The sequence below is a fragment of the Streptomyces sp. BK208 genome, from assembly GCF_004364245.1.
Taxonomy (GTDB): domain Bacteria; phylum Actinomycetota; class Actinomycetes; order Streptomycetales; family Streptomycetaceae; genus Streptomyces.
Window position 1 is genome coordinate 132,483 of the sequence record NZ_SOAV01000016.1, and the last position, 25,377, is coordinate 157,859.

Annotated in this window: 25 protein-coding genes and 1 pseudogene; 15 read left to right on the top strand and 11 right to left on the bottom strand. The window is 75.0% G+C overall.

Features of this window, described 5'->3' with window-relative positions; all coding sequences use genetic code 11:
• Positions 1-121 precede the first annotated feature (121 nt).
• Positions 122-1,324: a lycopene cyclase family protein gene (locus EV562_RS31820; protein WP_133890325.1), complete on the top strand. Its 1,203-nt coding sequence runs from the start codon at positions 122-124 to the stop codon at positions 1,322-1,324.
• Between the two features lie 39 nt (positions 1,325-1,363).
• Positions 1,364-2,065 (top strand): annotated as a pseudogene (locus tag EV562_RS31825) (methyltransferase domain-containing protein); the annotation flags it as partial.
• Between the two features lie 253 nt (positions 2,066-2,318).
• Here the strand turns inward: EV562_RS31825 and EV562_RS31830 are convergent.
• The 3 genes from EV562_RS31830 to EV562_RS31840 all read right to left on the bottom strand — a co-directional run bounded on the left by EV562_RS31830 (position 2,319) and on the right by EV562_RS31840 (position 5,433).
• The gene (locus EV562_RS31830) at positions 2,319-3,197 is read right to left on the bottom strand and encodes an SDR family oxidoreductase (RefSeq protein WP_133890327.1); all 879 of its coding nucleotides are present in this window, start codon (positions 3,195-3,197) and stop codon (positions 2,319-2,321) included.
• Positions 3,198-3,302: 105 nt separating this feature from the next.
• On the bottom strand, positions 3,303-4,922 hold the full coding sequence (locus tag EV562_RS31835; RefSeq protein ID WP_133890328.1) for an NAD(P)/FAD-dependent oxidoreductase: 1,620 nt from the start codon (positions 4,920-4,922) through the stop codon (positions 3,303-3,305).
• Positions 4,915-5,433, bottom strand: coding sequence for an SRPBCC family protein (locus EV562_RS31840; RefSeq protein ID WP_133890329.1), 519 nt, complete (start codon positions 5,431-5,433; stop codon positions 4,915-4,917). The genes EV562_RS31835 and EV562_RS31840 overlap by 8 nt, the downstream gene beginning before the upstream one ends.
• A 361-nt stretch (positions 5,434-5,794) precedes the next feature.
• On the opposite strand from EV562_RS31840, the gene EV562_RS31845 reads away from it, so the two are divergent.
• Complete coding sequence (locus tag EV562_RS31845) at positions 5,795-6,976, top strand: S1 family peptidase (protein ID WP_133890330.1); 1,182 nt, start codon at positions 5,795-5,797, stop codon at positions 6,974-6,976.
• A 134-nt stretch (positions 6,977-7,110) separates the two neighbouring features.
• Here EV562_RS31845 and EV562_RS31850 read toward each other — a convergent pair whose 3' ends face one another.
• The 3 genes from EV562_RS31850 to EV562_RS31865 all read right to left on the bottom strand — a co-directional run bounded on the left by EV562_RS31850 (position 7,111) and on the right by EV562_RS31865 (position 11,190).
• Positions 7,111-7,554 carry a hypothetical protein gene (locus EV562_RS31850; RefSeq protein WP_133890331.1) on the bottom strand — a complete coding sequence of 148 codons (444 nt, stop codon included), beginning with the start codon at positions 7,552-7,554 and terminating at the stop codon, positions 7,111-7,113.
• A 151-nt stretch (positions 7,555-7,705) separates the two neighbouring features.
• Positions 7,706-9,028 carry a cation:proton antiporter gene (locus tag EV562_RS31855; protein WP_133890332.1) on the bottom strand — a complete coding sequence of 441 codons (1,323 nt, stop codon included), beginning with the start codon at positions 9,026-9,028 and terminating at the stop codon, positions 7,706-7,708.
• Positions 9,029-10,788: 1,760 nt separating this feature from the next.
• The gene (locus EV562_RS31865; RefSeq protein ID WP_133890334.1) at positions 10,789-11,190 is read right to left on the bottom strand and encodes an SRPBCC family protein; all 402 of its coding nucleotides are present in this window, start codon (positions 11,188-11,190) and stop codon (positions 10,789-10,791) included.
• Between the two features lie 167 nt (positions 11,191-11,357).
• Here EV562_RS31865 and EV562_RS31870 point away from each other — a divergent pair, with 167 nt between their 5' ends.
• A complete protein-coding gene (locus EV562_RS31870; protein ID WP_243860284.1) occupies positions 11,358-12,566 on the top strand; it encodes a PP2C family protein-serine/threonine phosphatase in 1,209 nt (402 codons plus the stop codon).
• A 108-nt stretch (positions 12,567-12,674) separates the two neighbouring features.
• On the opposite strand, the gene EV562_RS31875 is transcribed toward EV562_RS31870, so the two are convergent.
• Positions 12,675-12,986, bottom strand: coding sequence for a hypothetical protein (locus tag EV562_RS31875; protein WP_133890336.1), 312 nt, complete (start codon positions 12,984-12,986; stop codon positions 12,675-12,677).
• A 141-nt stretch (positions 12,987-13,127) separates the two neighbouring features.
• Here EV562_RS31875 and EV562_RS31880 point away from each other — a divergent pair, with 141 nt between their 5' ends.
• The 3 genes from EV562_RS31880 to EV562_RS31895 all read left to right on the top strand — a co-directional run bounded on the left by EV562_RS31880 (position 13,128) and on the right by EV562_RS31895 (position 14,907).
• Positions 13,128-13,826 carry a nucleotidyltransferase family protein gene (locus EV562_RS31880; RefSeq protein ID WP_133890337.1) on the top strand — a complete coding sequence of 233 codons (699 nt, stop codon included), beginning with the start codon at positions 13,128-13,130 and terminating at the stop codon, positions 13,824-13,826.
• A 134-nt stretch (positions 13,827-13,960) separates the two neighbouring features.
• Positions 13,961-14,182: a BON domain-containing protein gene (locus EV562_RS36035; protein ID WP_133890378.1), complete on the top strand. Its 222-nt coding sequence runs from the start codon at positions 13,961-13,963 to the stop codon at positions 14,180-14,182.
• Positions 14,182-14,907, top strand: coding sequence for a metallophosphoesterase (locus EV562_RS31895; protein WP_166662093.1), 726 nt, complete (start codon positions 14,182-14,184; stop codon positions 14,905-14,907). Before EV562_RS36035 ends, EV562_RS31895 begins: the two co-directional genes overlap by 1 nt.
• Here the strand turns inward: EV562_RS31895 and EV562_RS31900 are convergent.
• Positions 14,889-15,557 carry an N-acetyltransferase gene (locus EV562_RS31900; protein WP_166662094.1) on the bottom strand — a complete coding sequence of 223 codons (669 nt, stop codon included), beginning with the start codon at positions 15,555-15,557 and terminating at the stop codon, positions 14,889-14,891. The genes EV562_RS31895 and EV562_RS31900 overlap by 19 nt on opposite strands.
• 106 nt (positions 15,558-15,663) lie before the next feature.
• Here EV562_RS31900 and EV562_RS35920 point away from each other — a divergent pair, with 106 nt between their 5' ends.
• The 3 genes from EV562_RS35920 (at position 15,664) to EV562_RS31910 (ending at position 17,135) form a co-directional block, all read left to right on the top strand.
• Positions 15,664-15,786 (top strand): hypothetical protein, encoded by a 123-nt coding sequence (locus EV562_RS35920; RefSeq protein ID WP_279588521.1) that lies wholly within the window; start codon positions 15,664-15,666, stop codon positions 15,784-15,786.
• A 154-nt stretch (positions 15,787-15,940) separates the two neighbouring features.
• Entirely contained in the window at positions 15,941-16,474 is a 534-nt protein-coding gene (locus tag EV562_RS31905; protein ID WP_133890340.1) for a DoxX family protein, read from the top strand.
• Between the two features lie 97 nt (positions 16,475-16,571).
• On the top strand, positions 16,572-17,135 hold the full coding sequence (locus tag EV562_RS31910) for a hemerythrin domain-containing protein (protein ID WP_133890341.1): 564 nt from the start codon (positions 16,572-16,574) through the stop codon (positions 17,133-17,135).
• A gap of 122 nt (positions 17,136-17,257) precedes the next feature.
• On the opposite strand, the gene EV562_RS31915 is transcribed toward EV562_RS31910, so the two are convergent.
• Positions 17,258-18,289, bottom strand: a complete 1,032-nt coding sequence (locus EV562_RS31915; RefSeq protein ID WP_133890342.1) for an NAD-dependent epimerase/dehydratase family protein — start codon at positions 18,287-18,289, stop codon at positions 17,258-17,260.
• Positions 18,290-18,723: 434 nt separating this feature from the next.
• On the opposite strand from EV562_RS31915, the gene EV562_RS31920 reads away from it, so the two are divergent.
• On the top strand, positions 18,724-20,040 hold the full coding sequence (locus EV562_RS31920) for an MFS transporter (protein ID WP_133890343.1): 1,317 nt from the start codon (positions 18,724-18,726) through the stop codon (positions 20,038-20,040).
• 222 nt (positions 20,041-20,262) lie between these two features.
• Here the strand turns inward: EV562_RS31920 and EV562_RS31925 are convergent, their stop codons facing one another.
• The gene (locus tag EV562_RS31925; protein ID WP_166662095.1) at positions 20,263-20,790 is read right to left on the bottom strand and encodes a hypothetical protein; all 528 of its coding nucleotides are present in this window, start codon (positions 20,788-20,790) and stop codon (positions 20,263-20,265) included.
• A 213-nt stretch (positions 20,791-21,003) separates the two neighbouring features.
• On the opposite strand from EV562_RS31925, the gene EV562_RS31930 reads away from it, so the two are divergent.
• Positions 21,004-22,347, top strand: coding sequence for an SLC13 family permease (locus EV562_RS31930; RefSeq protein ID WP_133890379.1), 1,344 nt, complete (start codon positions 21,004-21,006; stop codon positions 22,345-22,347).
• 42 nt (positions 22,348-22,389) lie between these two features.
• Here EV562_RS31930 and EV562_RS31935 read toward each other — a convergent pair whose 3' ends face one another.
• Positions 22,390-22,713 carry a hypothetical protein gene (locus tag EV562_RS31935; protein WP_133890345.1) on the bottom strand — a complete coding sequence of 108 codons (324 nt, stop codon included), beginning with the start codon at positions 22,711-22,713 and terminating at the stop codon, positions 22,390-22,392.
• Positions 22,714-22,901: 188 nt separating this feature from the next.
• Between EV562_RS31935 and EV562_RS31940 the strand changes: the two genes are divergently transcribed.
• The 3 genes from EV562_RS31940 (at position 22,902) to EV562_RS31950 (ending at position 25,336) form a co-directional block, all read left to right on the top strand.
• On the top strand, positions 22,902-23,771 hold the full coding sequence (locus tag EV562_RS31940; RefSeq protein WP_133890346.1) for a fructosamine kinase family protein: 870 nt from the start codon (positions 22,902-22,904) through the stop codon (positions 23,769-23,771).
• Positions 23,772-23,865: 94 nt separating this feature from the next.
• Entirely contained in the window at positions 23,866-24,531 is a 666-nt protein-coding gene (locus EV562_RS31945) for a TetR/AcrR family transcriptional regulator (protein WP_133890347.1), read from the top strand.
• Between the two features lie 10 nt (positions 24,532-24,541).
• Positions 24,542-25,336 (top strand): SDR family NAD(P)-dependent oxidoreductase, encoded by a 795-nt coding sequence (locus EV562_RS31950; RefSeq protein ID WP_133890348.1) that lies wholly within the window; start codon positions 24,542-24,544, stop codon positions 25,334-25,336.
• Positions 25,337-25,377: the final 41 nt, after the last annotated feature.

The window sequence follows — 25,377 nt, forward strand, 5'->3', positions numbered from 1 at the left end:
GCCGGGCGGGTACCCGGACCACGGAGTTCAGCGTGCCGTTCACGCCCACGGACGGCACCGGGCGGAATACTCCGCCGGACCGGAGCGAACCGGCGGGGCGGACGGACGGGTAGGAGGCGGCGTGCTCGACGCGGACATCGTGGTCGTCGGTGCCGGGGCGGCGGGTCTCTCCCTGGCTCACCGGCTCCCCGCACCGGCGCCGCACGCGGTGGCGCCCTCCGTCGTCCTGGTCGACCCGCCGCCTGGACCGCTGCGGCCCCCGCGCCGCACCTGGTGCTTCTGGGAGGCCGGGCCCGGGCGCTTCGACCGGGCGACGACGGCGACGTGGGAGTGGCTGCGGGTGCACGGCCGGGACGGTGCGGTCGTCCGGCGGCACATCGCGCCCGCCCGCTACAAGATGATCCGCTCCGACGACTTCGAGGCGCTGGTGGAGCGGGATCTGAAGGGCCGTCCGGGGCTGCGGCGCGTCGAGGCCACCGTCGACGGGGTGACCGGCCTGCCGGACGGCACCGTGCGGGTGGGGGCCACGGACGCGACGGGCTCCCCGACGGACCTGAGGGCCCGCTGGGTCTTCGACTCGCGCCCGCCCGACCGGTTGCCGGCCGCCCGCACCCGTCTGCTCCAGCACTTCCGCGGCTGGTTCGTGCGTACCGAGCGGCCGGTCTTCGACCCGGAGGTGGTCGACCTGATGGACTTCCGCACCGCGCAGCCGCGGCGGGGCCTGTCGTTCGGCTACGTGCTGCCGACGGGGCGGCACACCGCGCTGGTCGAGTACACCGAGTTCGGCCCGGCGCCCCTGTCGGCCGAGGCGTACGACCGCCTCCTGGAGGACTACACGCGCCGCGTGCTGCGCACCGGTGCTTTGGAGGTCCTGTCCACCGAACAGGGCGTCATCCCGATGACCGACGCCGTCTTCGAGCGGCGGGCCGCGGGCAGCGACCGCGTCTTCCGGATCGGCGTGGCGGGCGGGGCGACGCGGGCGTCCACCGGCTACACCTTCGCGGCCGTGCAGCGGCAGTCCGAGGCCGTCGCGCGTGCGGTGCGCGCCGGCCGCCGCCCGGTGCCGCCGCCCCCGCATCCGGCCCGCGCCCGGCTGATGGACGCGGTGCTGCTGCGCGCCCTTGACACCGGCCGGGTGGATGGACCCGACCTCTTCTTCCGGTTGTTCGACCGTGTGCCCGCCGCGCGGCTGCTGCGTTTCCTCGACGGCCGCTCGGCGCTGTCCGAGGACCTCGCGCTCGGCCTGCGCGTCCCCGTCCTGCCGATGCTGCGTACGGCGGCCGAACTGCCGTGGCTGCGGCGCCGGCACCTGCCCGTCCGCTGAACCGCCGTCCACCGAGCACCGACCGTCCGGGAGCCCTCGATGCCCTTGCTGCGCGACGCCGCGCTGACCGACGCCTTCGACCGCGGGGCGGGCCACTACGACCGCCTCGTCGCGCTGAACCCCGGCTATCACTCCCAGTTGCGCCGCTCCGCCGGCCGGCTGGGCCTCGCCGAGGGCGGCGCCGGAAGCCGGGTGCTCGACCTCGGCTGCGGCACGGGAGCCTCGACCGCCGCCCTGGCCGCGGCCTTCCCCGCCGCCGAGATCGTCGGGGTGGACGCCTCGGCCGGCATGCTGGAGCGGGCTCGCGCCAAGCACTGGCCGGAACGGGTGCGCTTCGTGCACGCGACGGCCGAGGATCTGGAGCGGACCGAGGCACACGGCTCCTTCGACGCGGTCCTCGCCGCCTACCTCTTCCGCAACCTGACCGACCCCGACAGCGTCCTGCGCACGGTGCACGGGCTGCTCGCCCCCGCGGGCCGGCTGGCGGTGCACGAGTACGCGCTCGGCGGCCGCCGCGCCGACCGGCTGATGTGGGACGCGGTGTGCCGGGGGGTCATCCTGCCGCTGGGGACTGCGACGGGCGACCGGGACCTGTACCGGCACCTGTGGCGCAGCGTCGCGGCGTTCGACACGGCTCCGGCGTTCGCGGCGCGGCTGGGGCGGGCCGGGTTCGCGGGGGTCCGTGTCCTGCCGCTGCCGGGCTGGCAGACGGGCCTCACCCACACCTTCGTTTGCCGGCGCGCCGACGCGAAGGCCGACGGGGCGGCGCCGAAGACGGAGAGGGAGAGGGGGACGGAGAGGGGGACGGACGCGGGATCAGGACCGGGGAGGCGGGCGGAAACGGAAACCGCGGTGCTGGACCGCGGGTCCGGGGGGTCCGGCGGTACTCCGGCCCCCGGCGCCGGGTAGCGGCACGCGCACCGGCCGCGTCGGCGGCGAAGCGGCCCCGCACTTCGCGGCGCGCCGGCCCGGTCGATGCGCCCCGCTCCGGCGGCTACTCCCCCGGGCCCGCCGCACGGTCGGCCAGCCCGCCCGCGCCGAGCGGCCCGGTGTGGCCCAGGGGTTCCCTGACCTCGAGCCGGGGCAGTTCGTGACGGGACAGCCGTGCGACCACGGGCGGCAGGGTGGCGCGGCCCACCTGGACCAGGCGCAGCCACCCCGGCACGTACACGGCGGTACGCCGGCGCTCCACGGCGCGGACCAGACGGGCGGCGACGTCGTCCGCCGGGAAGGTGCGGCGGGCCGGGGGCGGCATGTGGGCGCGCAGTTCCCGCAGGACCGGGTACCGGTCGGCGTCGCGGATCATGTCGGTGTCGATCCAGTTGAGGTAGGCGATGCCGACGGCCACGCCGCGGTGGGCCACTTCGGCGCGCAACGAGTGGGTGAAGCCCTCCACGCCCGCCTTGGAGGCGCAGTAGGCGCTCATCATGGGGGCGGCGCCGAGCGAGGCCAGCGACGCGATCTGCAGGTGGTAGCCCGCGGTGTCGAGGAGGTCCGGCAGGAAGGTCCGCGCGGTGTGGGCGCTGCCGGTCAGGTTCACGTCGACGACCCGGCTCCACTCGGCGGGGTCGGAGGTGGCGAACGGTCCGCCGTGGGCGATGCCCGCGTTCGCCACGACGACCGAGGGCTTGCCCAGGCGCCGGCGCGTCTCATCGGCCGCTTCGGCCAGTGCGGCGGGGTCGGTGACGTCGGTCTCGACGGCGAGCGCGGGGGCCGGCAGATCCGCCGCGAGGGCGTCCAGGTGCGGCTTCTCGAGGCCGAGCAGCGCGATCCGGGCGCCACGGCGGGCGCAGGCGCGGGCCAGGGCGGCGCCGAGTCCGCGCGCGGCGCCGGTCACCACGACGACACGATTCTGGAGGGGGCTGTCCGTCACCGCTCGGCCCTTTCCTCGAAGTTGCCCGGGACTGCTGGGAGTCGCCCGGGATTGCTCGGGGGTTCGTCAGGGTTCCCCGGAGGTCTGTCACATGGGCAGCGGCGTTCACCTGCGGTCGCCGGCCCGGTCCCGCCGGGTCAGGACCCGCTGCACCCGGGCGAGCCCCGCGAACCGGTGCTGACGCAGGGCGGCACGCGCGGCGTTGGCGCCGGGCGCGCCGTGCACTCCGCCTCCCGGGTGGGCGCCCGCGGAGGCGAGGAAGAGACCGGTCACCGGTGTCTCCGGCCGTCCGGTGCCGGGCACGGGCCGGAAGAACAGCTGCTGGTGCATGGCGGTGGTGCCGCCGTTGATGGCGCCGCCCTCCAGGTTGGCGTCCATGGCCTGGAGCGTCGGCGGGGCAAGCACCCGACGGGCCCGGATCAGCGTGCGGAAGCCGGGCGCGAACCGTTCCACCTGGCGTTCCACCCGGTCGGCCATCAGCTCCTGTTCCCTGGTGTCCCAGCTGCCGGTGATGCCCTCGTCGCCCGCGTCGGCGCGGATGTCGTGGGGCACGTGGGTGTAGGCCCACGCGGACTCGGTGCCGCTCGGTGAGCGCGTCGGGTCCGTGGTGGTCATCTGACCGAACAGCGAGAAGGGGCGGTCGGGGACCTGCCGCATGGCGATCTGGGCGGCGAACCGGGTCAGTTCGTCCAGACCGTCGGCGAGGTGCACGGTACCGGCCCGTGCCGCGTCCTCGCACCGCCAGGGCACGGGCCCGTCCAGCGCCCAGTCCACCTTGAACGTGGCGAAGTCCCACTGGAAGCGCCGCACGTCGGTGCGGACCTGGTCCGGCAGGTCGTCCGGGGCGACGAGCCGGCCGTACAGGGCGGGGACGGAGACGTCCGCGAGGACGGCGCGTCGGGCGGCGACCGTCTCCCCGTCGGCGGTGCGCACACCGACCGCGCGCCGGTCGCGGACCAGGACCTGTTCGACGCGCCGCCCGCAGTGCAGGGTGCCGCCCCGGGCACGCAACCGGTGGACCAGGGCTTCGGTGAGGGCTCCGGCGCCGCCGACGGGCACCGGGAAGCCGTAGGTCTGTCCGAGCATCGACATCAGCCAGCCGAAGCCGCCGCTGCCGGCCGCCTCGGGGGCGAGGTCGGCGTGCAGGGCGTTGCCCGCAAGGATCAGTTTGCCGCCCTCGCCGCGGAACTCCTCCTCGCCCATGCGGCGCACCGGCAGGACCAGGGTGCGGGCGAGCCTGAGACCGCCCGCGCCGCGCAGCCGCAGGGCGAGCCGCGCTCCGGCCCGCACCGGCGGGAAGGGGGTGAACAGGGCGTCCACGATGTCGGCCCGGTAGCGGTCCCACACCTCGTGCAGCCCCTCCCAGGCGGCACCGTCCCCGGGCGCGAAGGTGTCGAGGGAGGCGGCGGTGACGGCGACGTCGCGGTCGAGGACGGCACAGGTGCCGTCGGTCAGGGGGTGGGCCAGCACGTGGGGCGCGTGGGCCCAGCGCAGGCCGTGGTCCTGCAGCCGCAGTCCGCGCAGGATCGGGGAGGCGGCGGCGAGCGGGTAGAAGGAGCTGAACAGGTCGTTGACGAATCCGGGGGCGACCTCGCTGTCGTGGCGCACCGCGCCGCCCGGCACGGGCTGCTCCTCCAGGACCGTCACGCTCCAGCCGGCGTCGGCCAGCAGGTTGGCCGCGACCAGGCCGTTGGGTCCGGCTCCGACCACGACGGCGTCAGGCACGGCCGGTTCCCGGCCGGTGGGTCACGGAGCCCGGCGCGCCGGACGGGTCGGGACGGCTCAGGTCGCCGGGCCGGGACCGGGCCTCGGACTCGCAGAGTTTCGCGAGCCTGGCGAGCATGGTGCGGTGCCGGATCTGGATCAGCGCCTCGACCCCGACGTTGTGCACCAGGCCGCCGGGCCCGCGCAGCGGGTGCTCGTCCACGATCACCAGGCACTGCTCGCCCCAGGGACGCAGTTCGATGGCGATGCGGGCCGTGCCGAGCGCGCCCGCCTTCGCCTCCAGCTCCAGTTCGGAGCCCTCCACGCAGTGCCTGACCACCGTCTCGTTGTGCAGCCGGAGAGGACCGAGCCGCACCTCGTACGCGATCGTCGCGCCGACCTGTGGCCACTGCCCGCTCTTGGGGGTGACCTCCGAGGGCCCCACCACCCATTCCACGTACAGGTCGCCGTCCGCGAGGACGTCCCAGACGGCCTCGGGGGTCGCCTCGATCAGCCTGTGCCGAACCGCCACGTGTGCCTCCCACGTCCAGTGGCCGTCATGGGGCCGTCATTGCGAGAACGCAGCCTGAGTGCCCCGTCCGCGACGGGTCAACCAACGGGAGTGGGGCCACCGGGGAACAGGGCGGGGTCGCCGGGAGCGGGGCGGGGCAGCCGGGGAGCGGCGCGGAGCCGCCGGAAAGCGAGGCGGGCCTCCTGGGGAGGGCGCGAGCGGGGCCGGAGAAGCGGCGCCCCGGAAAGGCCCTGCATTGGCATGGACCTGATGACAGACGCTGGCTAAGCTCGAAGCGACCCGATGAGAGCGCTCTCAACCCGCGGTTGCGCCATGCCATCTGTTCCACCCCCACCTTGCTGGAACGACGAAGGGCAACTCCGTGAGACGCAGCAGACTCAGGCACCTCGGCCTGGCCGGACTCCTCGTGCTCGGCAGCCTCAGCGCGGTCGGCACGCTGCCGGCCTCGGCGGCCGACGCCCCCGCCGCCTCCCCCTCCACCTCTCCCTCCGCCGAGCAGCCGGCCTCCACCGGCCTCCTGGACGCCATGCGTCGCGACTTCGGCCTCACCCGGGCCGAGGCCGAGGACCGGCTGGCGGCCGAACGCGAGGCCACCGACCTGGAACCCGCGGCACGCCGGGCCGCCGGAGAGGCCTACGGCGGCTCCTGGTTCGACGCCCGCACCGGAAGACTGGCCGTGGCCGTCACTTCGGACGCCGCGCCCTCGACGGTGCGCGCGGTCCGCGCCACCGGCGCCGAGGTGCGCACCGTCCGGCACAGCGCGCGGCGACTGGACGCCGCCAAGGCACGTGTCGACCGCCTCGACGCCCCCGCCGGCGTCGCCAGTTGGCACGTCGACCAGCGCGCCAACACCGTGGTCGTCGACGTGGTCGCGGGCCAGCGCGCTGACAACGATGTCCGCGGCTTCCTGGAAGGGGCCCGCCGGGCCGGGCCGGTCACGGTGCGCACGGTGCCGTCCGCTCCGCAGACCTTCGCCGCGGGCACCGTCGGCGGCGACCCCTACTACACCGGCAACGTCCGCTGCTCCATCGGCTTCTCGGTGCACGGCGGATTCGTCACCGCCGGTCACTGCGGCCGGGCCGGCGCCGGGGTGAGCGGCTGGGACGGCTCGTACATCGGGACGTTCCAGGGCTCCTCGTTCCCCGACAACGACTACGCGTGGGTCAGCGTGGGCAGCGGCTGGTGGACGGTGCCGGTCGTACTCGGCTGGGGCACGGTCTCCGACCAGCTCGTACGCGGCTCGAACGTGGCCCCCGTGGGCGCCTCGATCTGCCGCTCCGGGTCCACCACGCACTGGCACTGCGGCACCGTGCTCGCGCACAACGAGACGGTCAACTACAGCGACGGCGCGGTGGTGCACCAGTTGACCAAGACCAGTGTGTGCGCCGAGGGCGGCGACTCCGGCGGTTCCTTCATCAGCGGTGACCAGGCGCAGGGCGTCACCTCGGGCGGCTGGGGCAACTGCTCCGGCGGCGGGGAGACCTGGTTCCAGCCGGTCAACGAGATCCTGAACCGCTACGGCCTGACCCTGCACACGGCCTGACGGACCGTGCCGGGGAGGGCGGACCGGTCTCCCGTCCGGCCCTCCCCGGCCACCGGCGCCCGCCACCGGCGGCAGGCCACCGGCGACAGGTCGCCGGTGCTCTGGGCCCCGCGACGGCCACGTGCCCGGCGGGCTCAGACGGTGCCGGGACCGGCCCCCGGCTCCGACGCGTCGGGGCCCGTCGCCGTGGTCAGCCGTCGGTAGGCGGCCCGCGCGTGCACGAGGCGGGCCAGTGCCGTACCGACGAGGGCCGCGGCGAGCAGACAGGCCAGCCACAAGGCGTCCCGGCGGCCGGTCCACGTGAGCGTGCCGGCCGGCGGTACGGCGAAGCCGTTGAGGGTCAGCCAGCACAGGACCGCCGTCCCCGGCGCGGCCGTGAACCGCGCGCACAGTCCGAGCAGGGCGGCCAGCAGGGAGAGCGCGACCAGGGCGAAACCCGGACGCCCCGAGCCCACGGTGCCGTTGAGGAGCGCGACCAGGAGCAGGGCGCCGCCGAACGCTCCCGCCCACACCAGGGGAGCCGCGACCGGCCTGGGAACGGGTCTGGCACCGCTGCCCAGGGGCACCCACTCGATCATGCTGACGGCTCCTTCCGGTCCCGGGCGCTCCGGCCACGACGCCGGGCAACAGCCCTGTGGGCAGATTGTCCCACCGGGTCACGCGGTGCCGTCGTGCCCGGGGCGAGGACCGGCCACCCGCGGCGTCGTCACCCGCGCCCTCCTCTCCCGGTCAGCCCTCCGCCTCCGCGCCCTTCGCGGGGGAGGACGACGCCCCGGACGAAGAGGAGGCCCGGGCGGGAACCGGCACCGGCCGGCTGTCCGACTGCGGCTCCGCGCCGGTCCCGCCGCCCGCCACCGTGTCCCGTTCCGTCCCGCCCGGCAGCAGTCGGCCCACGGCGCGGAGCGCACCGGCGAGCAGGTGGGCGCGTCCCGCGACGACGGGTCCGAGGACGGCGAGGACGAGGACGTATCCGGCGATGAAGGGGGCGAGCCGCGCGTCGAGTCCGGCACCGGCGGCCATGGCGGCCAGGATCAGCGCGAACTCCCCCCGCGCGACCAGGGTGGTGGCGATCTCGGCGGCCTGTTCGCTGCCGTAGTGGTACACCCGGGCGACGCACAGCCCGGCGACGACGTTCATGACGACGGTCAGTGCCGCGGCGGCGGCGACCGGACCGGCGACGGAGGCGAGGTCACCGGGGTCGATGGCGAGTCCGAAGGCGAAGAAGAAGATGGCCGCGAAGGCGTCGCGCAGCGGATGCACCAGTTCGCGGATCCGCGGCCCCGAGGGGGTGCCGGCGAGGATCAATCCGACCATGAAGGCGCCGATCGCGTCGGCGACGCCGAGGACTTCGGAGACCCCGGCGACGAGCACCGCGGCCCCGAGGAAGCTGATGACGAGCAGTTCGTTGTCCCGCGTGTCGATCAGCCGGCCAACGAGGCGGGTGCCGTAGCGGGCCGCGGCGGCCAGCACCAGCAGGAAGCCGAAGGCCTTGCCGGCCTGCAGGAGCGTGTCGGCCATGCCGTGCGCACCCGCGACGACCGGTTGCAGAGCTGCCAGGTAGAGCGCGAGGAAGATGTCCTCGACGACGATGACACCGAGGATGAGCCGGGTCTCGGGGCGGCCGATGCGGCCCAGGTCGATGAGGATCTTGGTGACGATGGCGGACGAGGAGATGCCGAGCACGCCCGCCAGCACCAGCGCCTCGCGCACACCCCACCCGAGGACGAACCCGAAGCCGAGCCCGGCCCCGACGTTCAGGAGCAGGTAGATGCCCCCGGCGCTGAGCAGACGTCTGCCGCCGCTTTTGAGGTCGTCCAGGTGGAACTCGAGGCCCAGGTAGAAGAGCAGCAGCACCAGTCCGAGCGCGGAGAGCATCTCGAAGTCGTGCGCGTCCTCGACCAGGACGAAGCCCGGTGTGTGGGGACCGAGCAGGATGCCGGCGAGCATGAACAAGGGGATCGTCGGCAGTCCGATCCTGCCGCCGAGGCGGGCGAGGAACGCGGCGGCCACGAAGGCACCGCCCATGGCGAGCAGGGTGTCAGCGTGTCCCACGGGTCACCGCCTTTGACTGCGCGGAGGGCCGGGAGGGCTTCAGTTGACGGGGATGGATGCGCATGCTCCTTCGTCGGTCGTACGTCGTCTGCCGTGAGTCGTTTCGGTCGTGCGTCGTCTGTCGTGCGTCGCCTGCCGTGAGTCGGTTCGGTCGTGGTCGTCGGTCCTGCGTCGTCCGTCGTGGCCGTCGGTCCTGCGTCGTCCGTCGTGGCCGTCGGTCCTGCGTCGTCCGTCGTGGTCGTCGGCCATGTCTCTCCGGTCGGACATGGCGAGGTCGATCGTGCGTCGTCGGGTCGGTCGTACGTCATCGGGCCGAACCGTCGTGGACCGCCCGTGACGCCGTGGCATGACACCCCTCCGGGAGGAACAGAGCACCGGCGTACGGCGACGAGGCCGGACGTCGAGCGCTCCCGCCGGACCGCCTCCGTGGCGGCACGCCGCCCGGCCGCCGGCCGCCGGCACCGCGGGTGCGCACGGCACGCCCGGACCCCGACCACGCGGCAGAGCCCGCCGACGGGCGGAACAGGCTTGCCTGGAACGTCCCCCCGGCCCCCGAAGAGCCCTCGGGGCTCGGCGTCGCTCCACGGTCACACGCCGGGCCCCCGGCCGGCCATCGGGGACGACACCCAAATGGCCGGGCGGCCGACACCCATCGGCCCCCGCCCGGGGCGGCCGGTCGGCGGAACGAGAGGGAGGCGCCGCGACCGACTCGGGGATACCGGCCGCGGCGTCTCCTGCCGCCGCCCCGGGCGCTGGAGGACGGCGCGCGCGGAGCTTGTCCGGCGAATTCCCCGGCTCCCCGCCCTGACACTGCGCCACCCGAGTGATCGTCAGGCCGTCGGCGGTCCACCCGGTCCAGGCTCGCCGATCTCCGCGGGGGCCGAGGTCCCGCGAGCCGGCCGAGCCATGTCGTCCACCCGGTCCAGCCGCCGGAAGGCACCTGCCGGGGCCGAGTCGCCGGTCTGCGGCATGTGCTACCTCACGAGGGTGGGGCTGGAGGACCGGAGCGGGTTCGCCGACGGTGTGCGCGGAGCGCCGTAGCGGCCGTCGCACCAGTCAATGGCTGCGGCATCACCGGAAACGGCCGCGGCACCCCGCCCGGCGAAGACCACCGGAGCAACCCAGGTCCATGCCCCCGGTCGGCGCTCCCGCCTCCCCCCTCCCCCGACACGCCGTCCGCCCCGCCGCGCGGGGCGACGGGGCGGACGGCTGCGGACGGTCGGTCAGCACGGTGTGGTTGCCATCAACTTCTCGAAGGAAGCCATGCAGTCCGGGCAGTGACGCGCCCGTTCACCGTCGGATGCCTCCATACGTTCGCGGAGCTGCTGTCCGCACAGTGTGGCCGCGGCCTGTTTGGCCAACACGTGCCACACCAACGCTCCGCCCGCCTTCTCCGGGCCCACGCACATTTCGTACATGATCGGCCTCCCAGCCTGGACGCCGCTGACACCCTCCAGGAGACACCGGTTGGGCCGTCACCAGTACTGAGCGGGGTCCATTCGGGTGACGGCCGCCTCGGCCAGCCGGGGCGGCCGCCCACCCGGACGGCTGCAAACGATCAGCCAACCGGCTCTGCACGGGTGCGCGTGACGTGGCGTCAGCTCGCGCGTGCGCCGGTGACGACGAAGCCGCGGCGCGGGCGGGCCGGGACGAGGCCGGCGCAGCGCGGTCCCGTCACAGAAGAACCGCCCGCCTCGCCGCGCGCCTCGTCCGCCCCCTCAGCACTCGGACGGCTCGTCCGGGACGGCGGCTCCCCCTTCTTACGGCGTGTGCGTGCGCACCTGCTCCTCGAGCCGCCGCAGGCTGCCGTCGAGGGCCTCGGTGACCGCCTGCCCTCCGGGGTCGTGGCTGTCGTCGAGGAACGACAGGTGCACCGTGACCTCGCTGGTGCCGCCGTCGAGTCCGGCGACCTGCAGCCAGCCGGCGTAGCTGCCCTGCTCGCGCGTGCCCCATTCGAGCCGCATCTGTTCGGGCCGGGCGCTCAGCAGCGCCGAGGTGTCCTGGTCGGTGCGGTCCTCGTGCACGGTGACGGCGGGCGGCTCCTCCGGTTCCACGTGCAGGTCGCGGGGCAGCCAGGTGTCCAGTCGCCCCACGTCCGCGGCCTGGTCGAAGACCCGCTCGGGCGGGGCGTGCATGGTGCGGGAACGCTCGTACTCGGTCATGCGGCACCACTCCTCGGCGCTCGGGGGCGTACAGGGTGACGCGTGCCCCTTCCCGTGGGGCCGAAGCACCGCGCGGGCGGCCGCCTCGACGGGCGGAGCGGGGGGCGCGGTGCCAGACTGCTGGGCATCGTCCCCGCCGCGGCGGGCTCCCGACGAGAGGAGACGAGGTGTCCACGTCGGACCCGGACGACGCGGCGCTGCGGCGGTTCCTCGCCGATCCGGCCCACCTCACCCAGGACCTGCGCACCGCCACGGTACGTTCCGCCAAGGCGCTGGGGCTGCGGCAGGCCGTCGTCTACCTCGTCGACATCCAGCAGCGCTGCCTCGTCCCCCAGACGGCCGTGGCACCGGCGCTCCCGGTGGACGGTTCCCTGGCGGGATGGGCGTACCGCACGCAGTCGCTGCGGGTGGAGGAGTCCAGGACGGGCGGCGGTATCACCGCCTGGTTCCCGCTGCTCGACGGGGCGGAGCGGCTGGGCGTACTGGCCGTCGACGAGACCGCCCTCACCGCTTCCTCGCTGACCCGCGGCCGGGCGCTCGCTTCGCTGCTCGCCATGATGATCACGTCCAAGCGGGCCTACGAGGACTCCTTCGTCCGGCGCACCCGCACCGAGCGGATGCAGTTGCCGGCCGAGATGCTGCGCGCGCTGCTGCCTCCGCGCACCATCGGCGACGGCACCGTCGTGTCGACGGCCGTACTGGAACCCGCCTACGAGATCGGCGGCGACGCCTTCGACCACGCGCTCACCGACACGACCCTGCACGTGGCGGTTCTGGACGCCATGGGACACGACCTGGCCTCCGGACTCACCAGCACCGTGGCGCTGGCGGCCTGCCGCAACGCCCGGCGCAGCGGGCTGCCCCTGCCCGAACTCGTGCGGAGTGTGGACGAGGCGCTGTCGAACTGGCTGCCGGACAAGTTCTGCACGGCGGTCGTCGCGCAGCTGGACCTGGTCACGGGGCTGCTGCACTGGGTCAACTGCGGTCATCCGGCGCCCATCCTGATCCGGGACGAGCGGTTGATCATCGATGCGATGGAGCGCGACACGGACCCGCCCATGGGTATGCCGTCCCTGCTCACCGCACAGGAGCGCCGGACGCACAGGATCGTCCTGGAGCCGGGAGACCGGGTGCTGATGTACACCGACGGGGTCGTGGAGGCCCGCACCCGCGAGGCCAAGCTGCTGGGGCTCGAACGTTTCGCCGACTACGTCATCCGGGCGACGGCGGGCGGGGAGCTGGCCCCGGAGTCGTTGCGCCGGCTGATCCACTCGATCCTGGCCACCCAGGAGGACCGGCTGCGGGACGACGCGACGCTGCTCATGTTCGAGTGGCGGCCGCCCTCCGGCGCCGGGACACGCCCGCGCTCCGGCTGACGACCGCACGGCCGGAGGGCCGACCGGAGCGGGAGCCCGGCGGGGCGGCGCCGGGCCGAGCCCGACGTGGCACCCGCACGCGCACCGGTCACCTGGCTCGCGCGGCTCTCACACGGCGTGCCCCTGCGCGCGCAGCCAGGCGTGCACGGTGTCCTTGTCGGCCGGTGTGATCCGGACCGGGCCCGCCACGTACGGTCCCTCGTCCTCGGTGAAGCCGGTGTCCGTGACCCTGGCGGTGACCCAGGTGGCGAGGTCCTGGGCGGCCCGCTCGGACAGCGCGCCGCGCTCCCAGCCCTCGCGGGCCTCGCCCGCGGCCGCGGGCTCGTGCCGTTCGGTCTCCTCGAGGAACGCCGCCACCAGCCGTTCCACGGTCCGGCGGTCGGCGGGATCGGTCTGCTGTGGCATCCGCTTGTCGCTCATGCGGGCCGAGTGCCCGTTCCCCGCGGACCCCACCCCGCCATGGGCCACGGTGTCGGCGGTACGGCGCCGGGTACCCGAACGGGCAAGGGGAGGGCCGGTCCGTTCCGGTCCGCCGATGGCGACATCCGGAAGGGGACAGTGATGACGCAGCCCGCCGACGACCACGCTCCCGGCAGGCGCACCGGCGTCTCCGAGCTGCGCCCGGCCGCCGGGGAGGCCGGGCCCGTCCCCCGGCACGAGGACCTGCCGCTCGACCGCAACCAGGCGATCCTCCAGGCGGCCAAGCAGGTCGGCTCGATCCTCAAGAAGGCGGAGCACCCCTTCGCGCTGGCGGGGAGCGTCGCCGTGTACGCGCACGGCGGCACGCAGAACCTGCAGCACGACGTCGACTTCTGCATCAGGCCCGAGGACGCGGACGCCGTCGCCGCGACCCTGCGCGCGGCGGGGCTGGTGGTCTACACGCCGCCCGAGGACTGGCTGCTCAAGGCGGACTGCCTCGGTCAGCAGGTGGACCTCATCTTCGAGATGGCGCACGATCCCGTCACGACGGAGCTGTTGGCCCGGGCCCGGGACCTGTCGGTCGATTCGGTGCTCATGCCGGTCCTGTCGCCGACCGATCTGCTGCGCGGTCTGCTGGCGGCCTTCTCGGAGCACCACTGCGACTTCGGGGCGGTGCTGCCGATCGCCCGCACCCTGCGCGAGAAGATCGACTGGGAGGCGCTGCGCCGGGAGTGCGGCGAGGAGCCGATGCCCGCCGCGTTCTTCTTCATCCTCGAACGGCTGCAGATCGTCCCGCCGTCCGGTTCGCCGGTCACCGCCGCGAAGGAGGAGCAGTCATGAGCGACCCCGTCGGACACCAGGGTCCCGCGGCGAGCGGCCCCGCCTCCGCGGCCGGGGACCGTGACGACGCCGGGCACGCCGGGCACGTCGGGCACGCCGAGAGCACCGAGAGCACTCAGAACGCCGCGTACCGTGTGGCCCACCTGCAGGAGCGGCTCGCCGCCGAGGAACTCGGTGAGCTGGGCGTGCGCGCAGAGCTGAGGGCCGGGGCGGTCGCGCTCACGGGCACCGTGCCGTCCGCGCAGTGCCGCGATGCCGTGCTGCGTCTCGCCCGCGAGGAGCTGGCGGGGCTGACCGTGCACACCGACGTCGTGGTGGCGGAGACCACCCGCCCCGACCATGCCGAGGAGCTGTGATGATCCGCGTCGCCGCCGTCGGAGACATCCACATGGGGCCCGACAGCGAAGGCCTGCTGCGACCCGCGTTCGACACCCTGCCCGACTGTGCCGACCTCCTGCTGCTGGCGGGGGACCTCACCCGTCACGGCACGCCCGAGGAGGCACGGGTGGTGGCCCGGGAGGTACGGGACCTGCCGGTCCCGGTGGTGGCGGTGCTCGGCAACCACGACCACCACGACGAGCAGCCCGAGAAGGTCACCGCCGTCCTGCGGGACGCCGGCGTGACCGTGCTGGAGGGCGAGGCGACCGTCGTGGAGTGTGCCGGCGGCCGGCTGGGGATCGCCGGGACCAAGGGGTTCGGCGGCGGCTTCGTCGGGCGCAGCGCGGGCGAGTTCGGTGAGCCGGTGATGAAGGAGTTCGTCCGTACCACCCGCCGCTCGGCGGACAGTCTGCACGCCGCGCTGAAGGAACTGGGAGAGAAGGGCTGTACGGCCCGGGTGGCACTGACCCACTTCTCCCCCGTCGCGGACACGCTGGCCGGGGAGCCGCCGGAGATCCATCCGTTCCTCGGCAGCTATCTGCTGGCGGAGGCGATCGACACGGCCGGCGCCGACCTGGCCGTCCACGGCCACGCGCACCTCGGCTCGGAGCACGGGATGACGGCCGGCGGGGTCCGGGTGCGCAACGTGGCACAGCCGGTCATCCGCCGGGCCTTCAACGTGTATCAGCTCGGCGCGGACTGACGCCCCGTCCGCCAGTCCGGCACCGTCTCCTGCGTCGTACGGCCCAGGCAGGTGACGTCGGCGGGGTCGAGTCCGGCCGCCGCGATCTCGTGGAAGCCCAGCCGGTCGTAGAAGGCCCTGGCCGGGGTGTTGGCCGTCGCCATGACCAGGTGGACGGCCGGTACCCCGCGCTCCCGCAGAGCACGCCAGAACGCCCGCATCAGGGCCCGGCCGTGGCCCCGTCCCTGCCACTCGGGCAGCAGGTCGATGTGCAGGTGGGCCGGGTACGCGGCCAGTTCGGGGACGACCATGCGCTCGGGGTCGTGCAGCAGCCCGGCCATGACCTCGTCCGGGGTGCCGGGCGGTCCCTGCGGCGCCGGGTGGCGGTCCGCGACCCGGGGCAGCCACTTCACCCGGAACTCCTCGGCGAAGCGCGCGGTGTCCGCCGTGCCGAGGACGTAGCCGACGGCACGGCCCGCCCCGTCGTCCAGCACGAAGGCGAGCCCGGGGTCCAGGTGGACGTAGGGGGCGGCGAAGACGGCCGGGAGGATGGCGGGGTCGACGTACTCCGGCCTGCTGTCGCGGCCGTTGTGCGCGGTCCGGATGCAGATGTCGTCGAGGGCCGGGGCATCGGCCGGTCGGTAGGGGCGTACGGAGGCAGTCGCGGTCACCCCACCATCCTGCCCGCTTGGGAGCGCTCCCACAACGGAGGGACCCGCATCGCGCTTCGGCTGCGACGGACAGCCCGGCAGCCGCGACGACTTCGGCCACGCCGACGTGATCGCGAGGTTCGGCCACGACATCGCCGAGACCCAGTCCGTACGGCGGACGCTGCGCCAGATGCGCTGGACCAACACCATGATCAAGAACTTGTCGCCCCAGATCCTCACCAGTCCGTGACCTGCGTTTTTCCCGCCCGGCGGGGTGCCGGACCGTACCGGTGCCGCCCCGCACGCCGAATGGCGCCGCCCGGCCGGGGCACCAGATGATCCCAGAGGGGCACCACCCCGCTGGTGATCCCGTCGCACCCCCTCGGAGAGAGCGAGAGAGCGTCATGAGTCTTCTGCGTCTGGCCGGCCGGCCGATGCTCGCCTCGATGTTCGTCGCGGGCGGCCTGCAGTCGCTGCGCAGGCCGCAGGACGTGGCACCGGCGGCCGAGCCTGTCGTGCGGCCAGTGACCGACCGCGTGTCGGTGCTGCCGGACAGCACCGAGCAACTCGTACGGCTCAACGGCGCCGTGCACGTGGTGGGCGGCCTCATGCTCGGCCTCGGCCGGTGTCCGCGGGTGGCCGCGCTGGCCCTCGCGGCGACCCTGGTCCCCACCACGCTGGCGGCGCACCGGTTCTGGGACGCGGAGGACGCGTCCGACCGGGCCCAGCAGCGCATCCACTTCCTGAAGAACCTGTCCATGATGGGCGGCCTGCTGATCGCGGCCGACGACACGGGCGCCGCGCCCTCGTGGCTGTGGCGCGGACGGCACGCCGCCCGGGGTCTGCGGCGCGACGCCCACCTGGTGCAGCGCACGGTCCGCGCCACGGCCGGACCGGCGTCCCGGGCGGGCGGTGTGCGGGCCAAGCTCGGAAGCTGAGACGGGCGTTGGCCCGCGGCGCCCCCGGGGACCCGGTGGTCCCTACCCCCGTGGCGGGTCGGTCCCGTGACCGCCACGACTTCGCTGGAGGTGGAGCATGGGACACGGAGGAAACGTCATCGACGAGCTGACGACCGATCACCGCGAGGTCGAGGAGCTCTTCGGCAGGATCGAGGCGCTGCCGCCCGGTCACAAGGACCGCAAGCTGTACGCCGATCAGGCCACGATCGAGCTGATCCGGCACTCGGTGGCGGAGGAGGCGTATCTGTACCCGGCCGTCCGCGAGCACGTGGCGAACGGGGACGCCCTCGCGGACAAGGAGCTGGAGGATCACGCCGGCGCCGAGCAGATCATGAAGGATCTGGAGGGGTGCGCGGCGGACGACGCCGAGTTCGACCGGCTGATCGGCAACCTGATGAGCGAGATCCGTGAGCACATCGCCGACGAGGAGGGCAACCTGTTCCCGAGGCTCCGCGAGGCGTGTCCCGCGGACGCCCTGGACCAGTTGGGCGACAAGGTCCGGCAGGCGAAGAAGACGGCGCCCACCCGGCCCCACCCCGCCGCCCCGGACAAGCCGCCGATGAACAAGCTGCTCGCCCCCGGCGCGGGCATGGTCGACCGGGTGCGGGACGCGATGTCGGGCCGGGGCAAGTCCGGCTGAGCGGTCACCGCCGCCACACGTGAGAGGGCCCTTCGCCACGGTGAACGGCCCTCTCACGCGCTTGTGCTGGGCGGCCCCGCTCTCACGCCACGCCCACCGCTCCCCCCGGCCCCGCTCTCACGTCACGCCCACCACTCCCCCGTCTCCTCCCGCGCGGCCCCGCCGGTCGCCCCGGGAACCGGGTGCCGTCCGCGCAGGGCGGCTACGGTGCGTTCGAGTCCGTCCTGCCAGCTCACCCCCGGCAGCCAGCCGAAGATCTCACGGGCGAAGCCGGTGACCGGCCGGGGCTCGGCGTGCCCGTGCCCGGGGTCCTCGACGAAGGTCAGCGGCGAGTCGGAGCCGGTCAGCTCGATCACCAGCCGGGCGATCTCGGCGTCCGTGGGCTCCTCGTCGCCGCCGATGTCCACCGGCCGCACCGAACGGCCGGCCGCGACCAGCAGGACGCCGTCGACCATGTCGTCGACATAGCACAGGGGGCGGGTCCGGCTGCCGTCGCCGACGACGGTGACCGGCCGCCCGGCCAGGGCCTGCTCGATGGCGGCCGCCGGCGTGCTCGCGCCGTCCGTCCGCATGCCGGGTCCGTATCCGGAGAACAGCCGGACGATCCCGGCGTTCGAGCCGTGGGCCTCCGCGTGCGCGGCGACCAGCGCCTCGGAGAACCGGACGGCCTCGGCGCAGGCACGGTGGGGACGTACCGGATCGGCGTCGTCCGGGAGGCCGGCATGGGCGTCGGAGCACGCCGGCGCGGAGGAGGCGAGCAGGAACCGGGCGCCGTCCCGGCCGGCGACGTTCAGCGCGGTACGGGTGCCCAGGCTGCCCGCTTCGAGTACCTCCACGGGCCGCCTCGGCCGGGCGGCCGGGGGCGCCGGGCCCGCGAGGTGCAGGACCAGGTCGTAGGGGCCGGTGAGGGCGTCGGCGCAGCCGGGTCCCGATACGTCTCCCTCCAGGAACCGGAAGCCGGGGCGCCCCGCCAGGTGGGCCACCTTCTCCGCACGGCCGGTGGAGAGGTTGTCCAGGCAGTCGACGCCCGCGCCCGCGTCGAGCAGCCGGGTGCACAGGTGGGAGCCGAGGAATCCTGCGCCGCCGGTCACCAGGACACGGTCCCAGGGCGCCCGGGACTCCCCCCGTGGGCCGAACGCCGCCGTCGGCATCATGAGGACGACCTTTCTCCCTCGGCGGGCGCGACCGGAGTACCGGTGCGCGCCTCAGCGGTGCGCCCGGCGCACTCACGGAGCGCCGAAGAGCCTGCCCCGGGTGCCCCGCCGGGGCGCCCGCATGCGCCGGTGTCCACCGACGGTGTCACGCTCCGTGACCGCGGTCGCGGCCGACGGGCGGGCGGCAGGTACCGGTGCCGTGATCACGTTCCTGTGTTCAAATCCACTCGGCCCGTCAAGTGCGTTCCTCCCGGCGGTCGTTGACCCGGCCGGGCAGCGGGCGGAGCGCGGACCGGCGACGACTCGCCGATGCCTTCTGTCACGATGGTCGGCGCCGTTTCCGGCCCAGTGGAACGGCCGCGCAGCGCAGCCGGCCTACTCGTTCCCGTCCGTTTCCCTTCCGGGTCCCCGACCCGCCTTCGAGTGGCGCCCCTGTGTCTTCTTCCTCCGCCCCCGCCCCGCCGTCCTCCCCCGCCGCGCCGTCCGGGTCCGCGACCCGCTCGCCGTGGCGCTCCCTGCGGTACCGCAGCATGCGCTGGTGGTCGGTCGCGAACTTCGTGTCGAACGCCGGTACGTGGATGCAGCTGACCGTGCAGAACCTGCTGGTCCTGCAGATCACCGGGTCCGCTGCGGCGACGGGTCTGTCCATGTCCGTGCAGGCCGCGCCCGCGCTGCTGATCAGCGTGTTCGGCGGTGCGGCCGTCGACCGCTGGCCGCGCAGACTGACCGCCGCGGTCAGCCAGGCGCTGCTCGGCACGGTCGCGTTCGTGACCGCGGTCATGGTGGCGCTGGACCGCCTCGACCTGACCACGCTCATGGTGCTGGCCGCCGTCACCGGTGTCATCGCCACCGTCGACGGCCCGGCGTGCTCCCTGCTCGGCAACGACCTCGTCCCGCGCGAGGACGTGCCCTCGGCGATCGGGGTGGGCGCGCTGGTGCACCAGGCGGGCCGGCTCACGGGCGCCGCGCTGGCCGGTGTGACGGTCGGTTTCCTCGGCACGGCCGCCGCGTACGCGGCCAACGGGCTGTCGTTCCTGTTCGTGGCCGCGGTCATCCCGTTCCTGCGTCCGGCGCGCGGTGCCGCCGCGCAGACCCGGACGGCGCGGGAGGACGGTCCGCCGGACACCATGAGCGTGCGCGCGGGGCTCGCGTTCTTCGTGCGCCGCCCCCGGCTGCTGGCGCTGGCCGGTGTCACCGGGGTGAGCGCGGTCTTCGGGCGCAACTACCAGCTGACCCTGGCCGTGCTGGTCACCGGGCCGCTCGCGGGCGGCGCGGGATCGTTCGGCACGGTGTCCACGGTGCTGGCGGCCGGCGGCATCGTCGGCGCCGTCCTGGGCGCCCGGCTGCGCCGCCCCTCCGTACGGGTGGTGGGGGCGCTGGCGGCGGCGGGCGGGCTGCTCCAGGTGGTGGCGGGCATGTCGCCGTCGCTGGCCGTCCTGCTGGTGATGGTGCTGCCGATGGCCGTCGTGGAGTCCGTCTCCGACACCGCGGGCACGGCCGTGCTCCAGACCGACCCGCCCGCCCACCTGCGGGGCCGGGTCCTCGGGGTGTGGGGCAGCATCGGCACCGTCTGGGGCCTGGGCGGGCCGCCCGCGCTGGGCCTCCTGATGGAGATGGCCGGCGCCCGCGGCGCCCTGATCGCGGGCGGGCTGATCATCGCCGGCACGATCGGTGCGGGCCACCTGCTGCGCGAGCGCGGGACGACGGCGCCGCGGGTGTCCCCGGTGGCGAACCTGGAGACGGCTGCCTGAGGCCCACGTCGGGCGGCGCCGGGCATCACCCCCGGCCTCGTATGCCTGCCGTCCGGATCCTGCCGCCGGCCGCCCGCACACACCCGCCCACACACACCCGCACGGAGTCGCCGGCCGACTGGCGCCCGATGCCTGCACACAGCGACAGCCGCCGGCCGACTGCCGTCCCGTGCCCGCCGGCCGCCGACTGCCGCCCCATGCCCGCCGGCCGCCCGTCGCCCGTCAGGCGACGAGGGCCCGGCCCGGATCCAGGCGGGCCAGGAGCTGGGCGTGGTGCAGGGCGGCGACGGGGGCGACGAGGTCCGGATGGCGCAGCAGGGCCGCCGCCCGGCGGTCGGACTCGTCGGGTGCCGGCAGGCGCCGGAACTCCACCGGAGGTCCGGCCGGGGGGCCGCCGTCGGCCGGCGCGGCGACGGCGGGACCGGCGAGCGCGGGCTCGGTCAGCAGGCAGGCGGCCCAGCTGGCGACGACCTCGTCCACCCAGGTACGCCAGGCGTCCGCGTCGGGGCCGGCGAAGGACGCACCGTCGGCACCGGTGATCCAGTCGAGCCGTGCGGCACCACCGGGGCCCACGACGCCGAGCAGCGCCACGTCCATCGGGGTGGGACAGCGCAGCCGGGCCGCGACCGTCACGGCCTGCCGGGCCTGCACCTCGCACAGGGCGTCCGCCAGCGCACCCCCGGACGCCGGGTAGGCGCGGGTGAGCCACTGGGCGGTCGCCGCGATGACGGGGGAGAGATCTGTGTGCACTGGCGGGCCGTCCGAACTGCTCGTCGTGGGGAACACGGGTCCGTGCGGACGGTAGCCCGCGGCGCACCGCGCGGGACGTGGCCCGGCTCTCGCCCACGGCGTGGCCTCGGCCACATCCCGCCCTGCGCACGTCGTCCCGTCCGGAGTGCGACCCTGTACCCCGTTCGCCGATCACCGGGTTCCCGCCCGGCTCTCCGGTGTGGAGGAGAAGTCCTGAGTACCACCGTCCTCTCCGAGGCCGTCCCCGTCGCCCTGCTGCTGGCTGTCCTGGCCTTCGCCGTACTGCGTCCCCGGGGCCTGCCGGAGGCCGTCGCCGCCGTGCCCGCCGCCGTGCTGGTCGTCGCCCTCGGCTCGGTCACCCCGACCGAGGCGTGGGAGCAGACCCGCACGCTGCTGCCGGTCGTCGTCTTCCTCGCGCTGGTGCTGATGCTGGCCTACCTGTGCGCGAAGGAGGGCCTGTTCGAGGCGGTCGGCGCGGCCGTGGCCCGCCGGTGCGGCGGGAGTCCGCGACGACTGCTGACCGGGGTGTTCGCCGTGGCCTGCGCGGTGACGGCCGTGCTCAGTCTGGACGCCACCGCCGTCCTGCTCACGCCCGTGGTCCTCGCCACCGCGTCCCGGGCCGGCGCCCGAGCACGCCCGCACGTGTACGCGACGGCGCACCTGGCGAACTCCGCCTCGCTGCTCCTGCCGGTCTCCAACCTGACCAACCTGCTGGCGTTCACGGCGAGCGGGCTGTCCTTCACCCGGTTCGCCGCGCTGATGGCGCTGCCCTGGCTGGCCGCGATCGTCGTCGAGTACGCCGTGTTCCGCGGGTTCTTCCGCGCGGACCTGGCCGATCCCGCACCCCTCGCTCCCGTGCCCGTCGCTCCCGCGCGGGTCGGCCCGGCGGCCCCGAAGGCGCCGGGCGGTGCCCCCGGGGCCGGACCGACCGTGCCGGCCACGCCGCCCCCGCCCGCCGTGCCGCGGTTCACCGTCGTCGTCGTCGCCCTCACCCTGGCCGGGTTCGCGGTGGCCTCGCCGGCCGGGGTGGAGCCCGCCTGGGCGGCGCTCGGCGGTGTGCTGGTGCTCGGGGTGCGGGCGCTGGCCCGGCGCCATGTCACGCCCCGGGAGATGGTGGGCGCCGCCGCCCCGCTGTTCTGCCTGTTCGTACTCGCCCTCGGCGTCGTGGTGCAGGCGGTGGTGGTGGGCGGACCGGCCGCGCAGCTGGGGCGGCTGCTGCCGGACGGGGACTCGCTGCCGGCGCTGCTCGCGGTGGCGGCGGTCGCCGCGCTGCTGGCCAACCTGGTCAACAACCTGCCGGCGGTACTGGCCCTGCTCCCGCTGGCCGCGCCCGCCGGCCCGGCCCAGGTCCTCGCCGTGCTGATCGGAGTGAACCTCGGACCCAACCTGACCTACGTCGGTTCGCTGGCGACCCTGCTCTGGCGGCGCATCCTGCACCGGCACGGCATCGAGGTGGAGCTGGGCCGCTTCACCCTGCTGGGGCTGCTCACCGTGCCGACCACGGTCGCCGCGTCGACGGTGGCCCTGTGGGGGGCGGTTCACCTCGTCGGCACCTGACGGATCACCTCATCGGCACCCGGCCCGTGCCGGAGGGCGCCTTCACCAGGCCACGCTGGGAGCCGCCGGGCGGCGGACGGCCTCGGCCGCGTCCCGCAGGTGCAGGGCGACGGTGATCAGGGCGCGCAGCGCGGAGGGCCGCAGGCTCTGGGCGCTCTCGGCGGCCAGTACCAGCAGACAGCCCGCGGCCTGCTCGACGACCGGGACGGAGAACGCGAAGTCGTCGCCGTCGGCGCCGCGGAAGGCGCGCCACGGCGTGGCGGCACCGTCGATGGCCTTGTGCACCGCTTGCTCCAGGTGCTGTGCGGCCTGCCGGCACACGGGGGCGGGCAGGGTGATGGTGCGATGGAACGCTGAACTGGTCATAGTCCCATTGCTCCCCCGCGCCCGGGCTCTCCGATCGGCGCACCCGGCGCTTTTCACCGGGTCGGCGGCAGCCGGGCACGGCATCGCGCCCGCCGGCCGCGGCGGGGACGTGATCCGGCCGCGACGGGACCCGGCCCGGCCGCGGTGGGCTCCCGGCCCGGCCGCGGCAGCGTCCTAGGCTCGTGGACATGACTCCCACCAGCTCGCCCTCCTCCGTCGCGGCCCGGTTCACCGGCCGGGCGGTGACCGGTGAGCGTCCGCTGTCCGGGGCGCTCACCGAAGTCGCCCTCGACGACGGCCGCACGGTCGTCGTCAAGTTCCAGGAAGCCCCGGGCGCGGCCCGGGCCGAGGCCGCGGGGCTGCGCTGGCTCGCGGACGCCGGGACGGTCCGGATCCCGGCGGTGCACGGCGCGGACGAGCGCGCCCTGGTCACGGACCGGGTGGCGCAGGGGCCGGCGAGCGCCGGGGCGGCGGAGCGGTTCGGCCGGGAACTGGCCGGGCTGCATGCCGCCGGGGCACCGGCGTTCGGCGCCGCGCCGCCCGGCGGACCCGAGGAGGCGTACATCGGGCTCGCCCCGATGCGCAACGTCCCCGGGGACGACTGGCCCCGCTGGTACGCCGCGCACCGCGTGCTGCCGTATCTGCGCCGCGCGGTCGACGCCGGCACCGTCCGCACGGCCGAGGCAGCCGACGTCGAGCGGGTCTGCGAGCGGCTGCCCGAGCTGGCGGGGCCCGCGCGGCCGCCGGCCCGGCTGCACGGGGACCTGTGGAACGGCAACGTGCTGTGGGGCGCCGACGGGCGGGTCCACCTGATCGACCCGGCGGCGCACGGCGGGCACCCGGAGAGCGACCTGGCGATGCTGCGCCTCTTCGGCTGTCCGCACCTGGACCGGATCCTGGCGGGCTATCAGGAGGCGGCTCCGCTCGCGGACGGCTGGACGGGCCGCGTCGGTGTGCACCAGCTCTTCCCGCTGCTGGTGCACGCCGTGCTGTTCGGGCGCGGCTACGCCGAGCAGGCCGTCGCGGCGGCCCGCTCGGCACTGCGGCAGGTGGGGTGAGGGCGGGAGTCCGGGCGAGTGATGTCCCAGCGGGCCATGTGTCCCAGTGGGTCATATGTCTCAGTGAGACATTTCCGGGTGTACGCTCGGAGGCATGACGGCGACGAAGCCCTCCCCCACCGACGACCGGCGGCAGCGCAAGGCGCGGCAGACCCGCGACGCGCTGGCCACCGCCGCTTGCGACCTGATCCTGGAGCGCGGGCCGGCGGCGACCACCGTGGAGGCGATCGCCGAGCGGGCGGACGTCACGCGCCGCACGTTCAGCCGGCACTTCGCCGGGAAGGAGGACGCGGCGCTCGACTTCGTCCGCCGGGACGGCGACCGGATCAACGCGCTGCTGCGGGCCCGCCCCGCCGGGGAGCCGCCGCTGCTCGCCTACCGCAGGGCCGTGCGGGACTGGCTGGCCGACGGGGAGGACCCGGCCTGGCACGTGCGTCCCCGGATGCGCCGCCTGCTGGCCCTGGCCGGCACCGAGCCCGAGCTGTTCGCCGCCTACCAGCGCATCCGGGTCGACGCCCAGGAGGAGTCGATCCGCATCGTCGCCGCCCGGCTGGGGATCGACGAGACCGCCCGGGACGTGCGCCCGGCCGCCGTCGTCGACGCCGCCGCCGGGGTTCTGATCGCCGCCCTGCGCCTGTGGGCGCGCGGCGGTGAGGGGGACTCGGGAGCCGCAGACCTCGCCGCCCTGGTGGAGCGGGCCTACGACGCCCTGATCACGGAGGCCGCGGCCGCGACCCCCGCCGGCACCATCGAAGAGTGAGAACAGCACCATGAGCACCACCGACACCACCCCCGCCACCGGCACCACTTCCGCCGCCGAGTTCGCCGGGCGCACCGCCCTCGTCACCGGTGCCGCCTCCGGCATCGGCCTCGCCACCGCCCACCGGCTCGGCTCCGGCGGCGCGAACGTCGTCGTCGCCGACTTCGACACCGAGGGCGCCGACCGGGCCGTCGCCGACCTCACGGCGCAGGGCGTGCGCGCCGCCGCCGTCGAGCTGGACGTGACCCGCCCGGAGTCGGTCGAGGCCGCGGTCCGGTTCACCGTCGACACCTATGGCGGACTGGACCTCGCGGTGAACAACGCCGGCATCGGCGGCCCCAGCGCCCCGACCGGTGAGTACGACGTGGACGCCTACCAGCGGGTGGTGCGCACCAACCTCGACGGCGTCTTCTACTCGATGCGCTTCGAGCTGCCCGCGATCCTGGCCGCGGGCCGCGGCGGCTCGATCGTGAACGTCGCCTCCATCCTCGGCTCGGTCGGCTTCGCGGGCTCGCCCGCCTATGTCGCCGCCAAGCACGGCGTGGTCGGGCTGACCAAGGCGGCCGCCGCCGAGTACGCCGCCCAGGGCGTCCGGATCAACGCCGTCGGTCCCGGCTTCATCGACACCCCGCTGCTGAAGAGCATGGACGAGGCCGCCTACAAGGGCCTGGTCGCCCTGCACCCGGCCGGCCGCCTCGGGCGCTCCGAGGAGGTCGCCGAGCTGATCGCCTTCCTGCTGTCGGACCGCGCGTCCTTCGTCGCCGGCAGCTACCACCTGGTCGACGGCGCCTACACGGCCGTCTGACACCGGTCACCCGCCAGGGGGGAGAACGAAGGAGGCCGAAC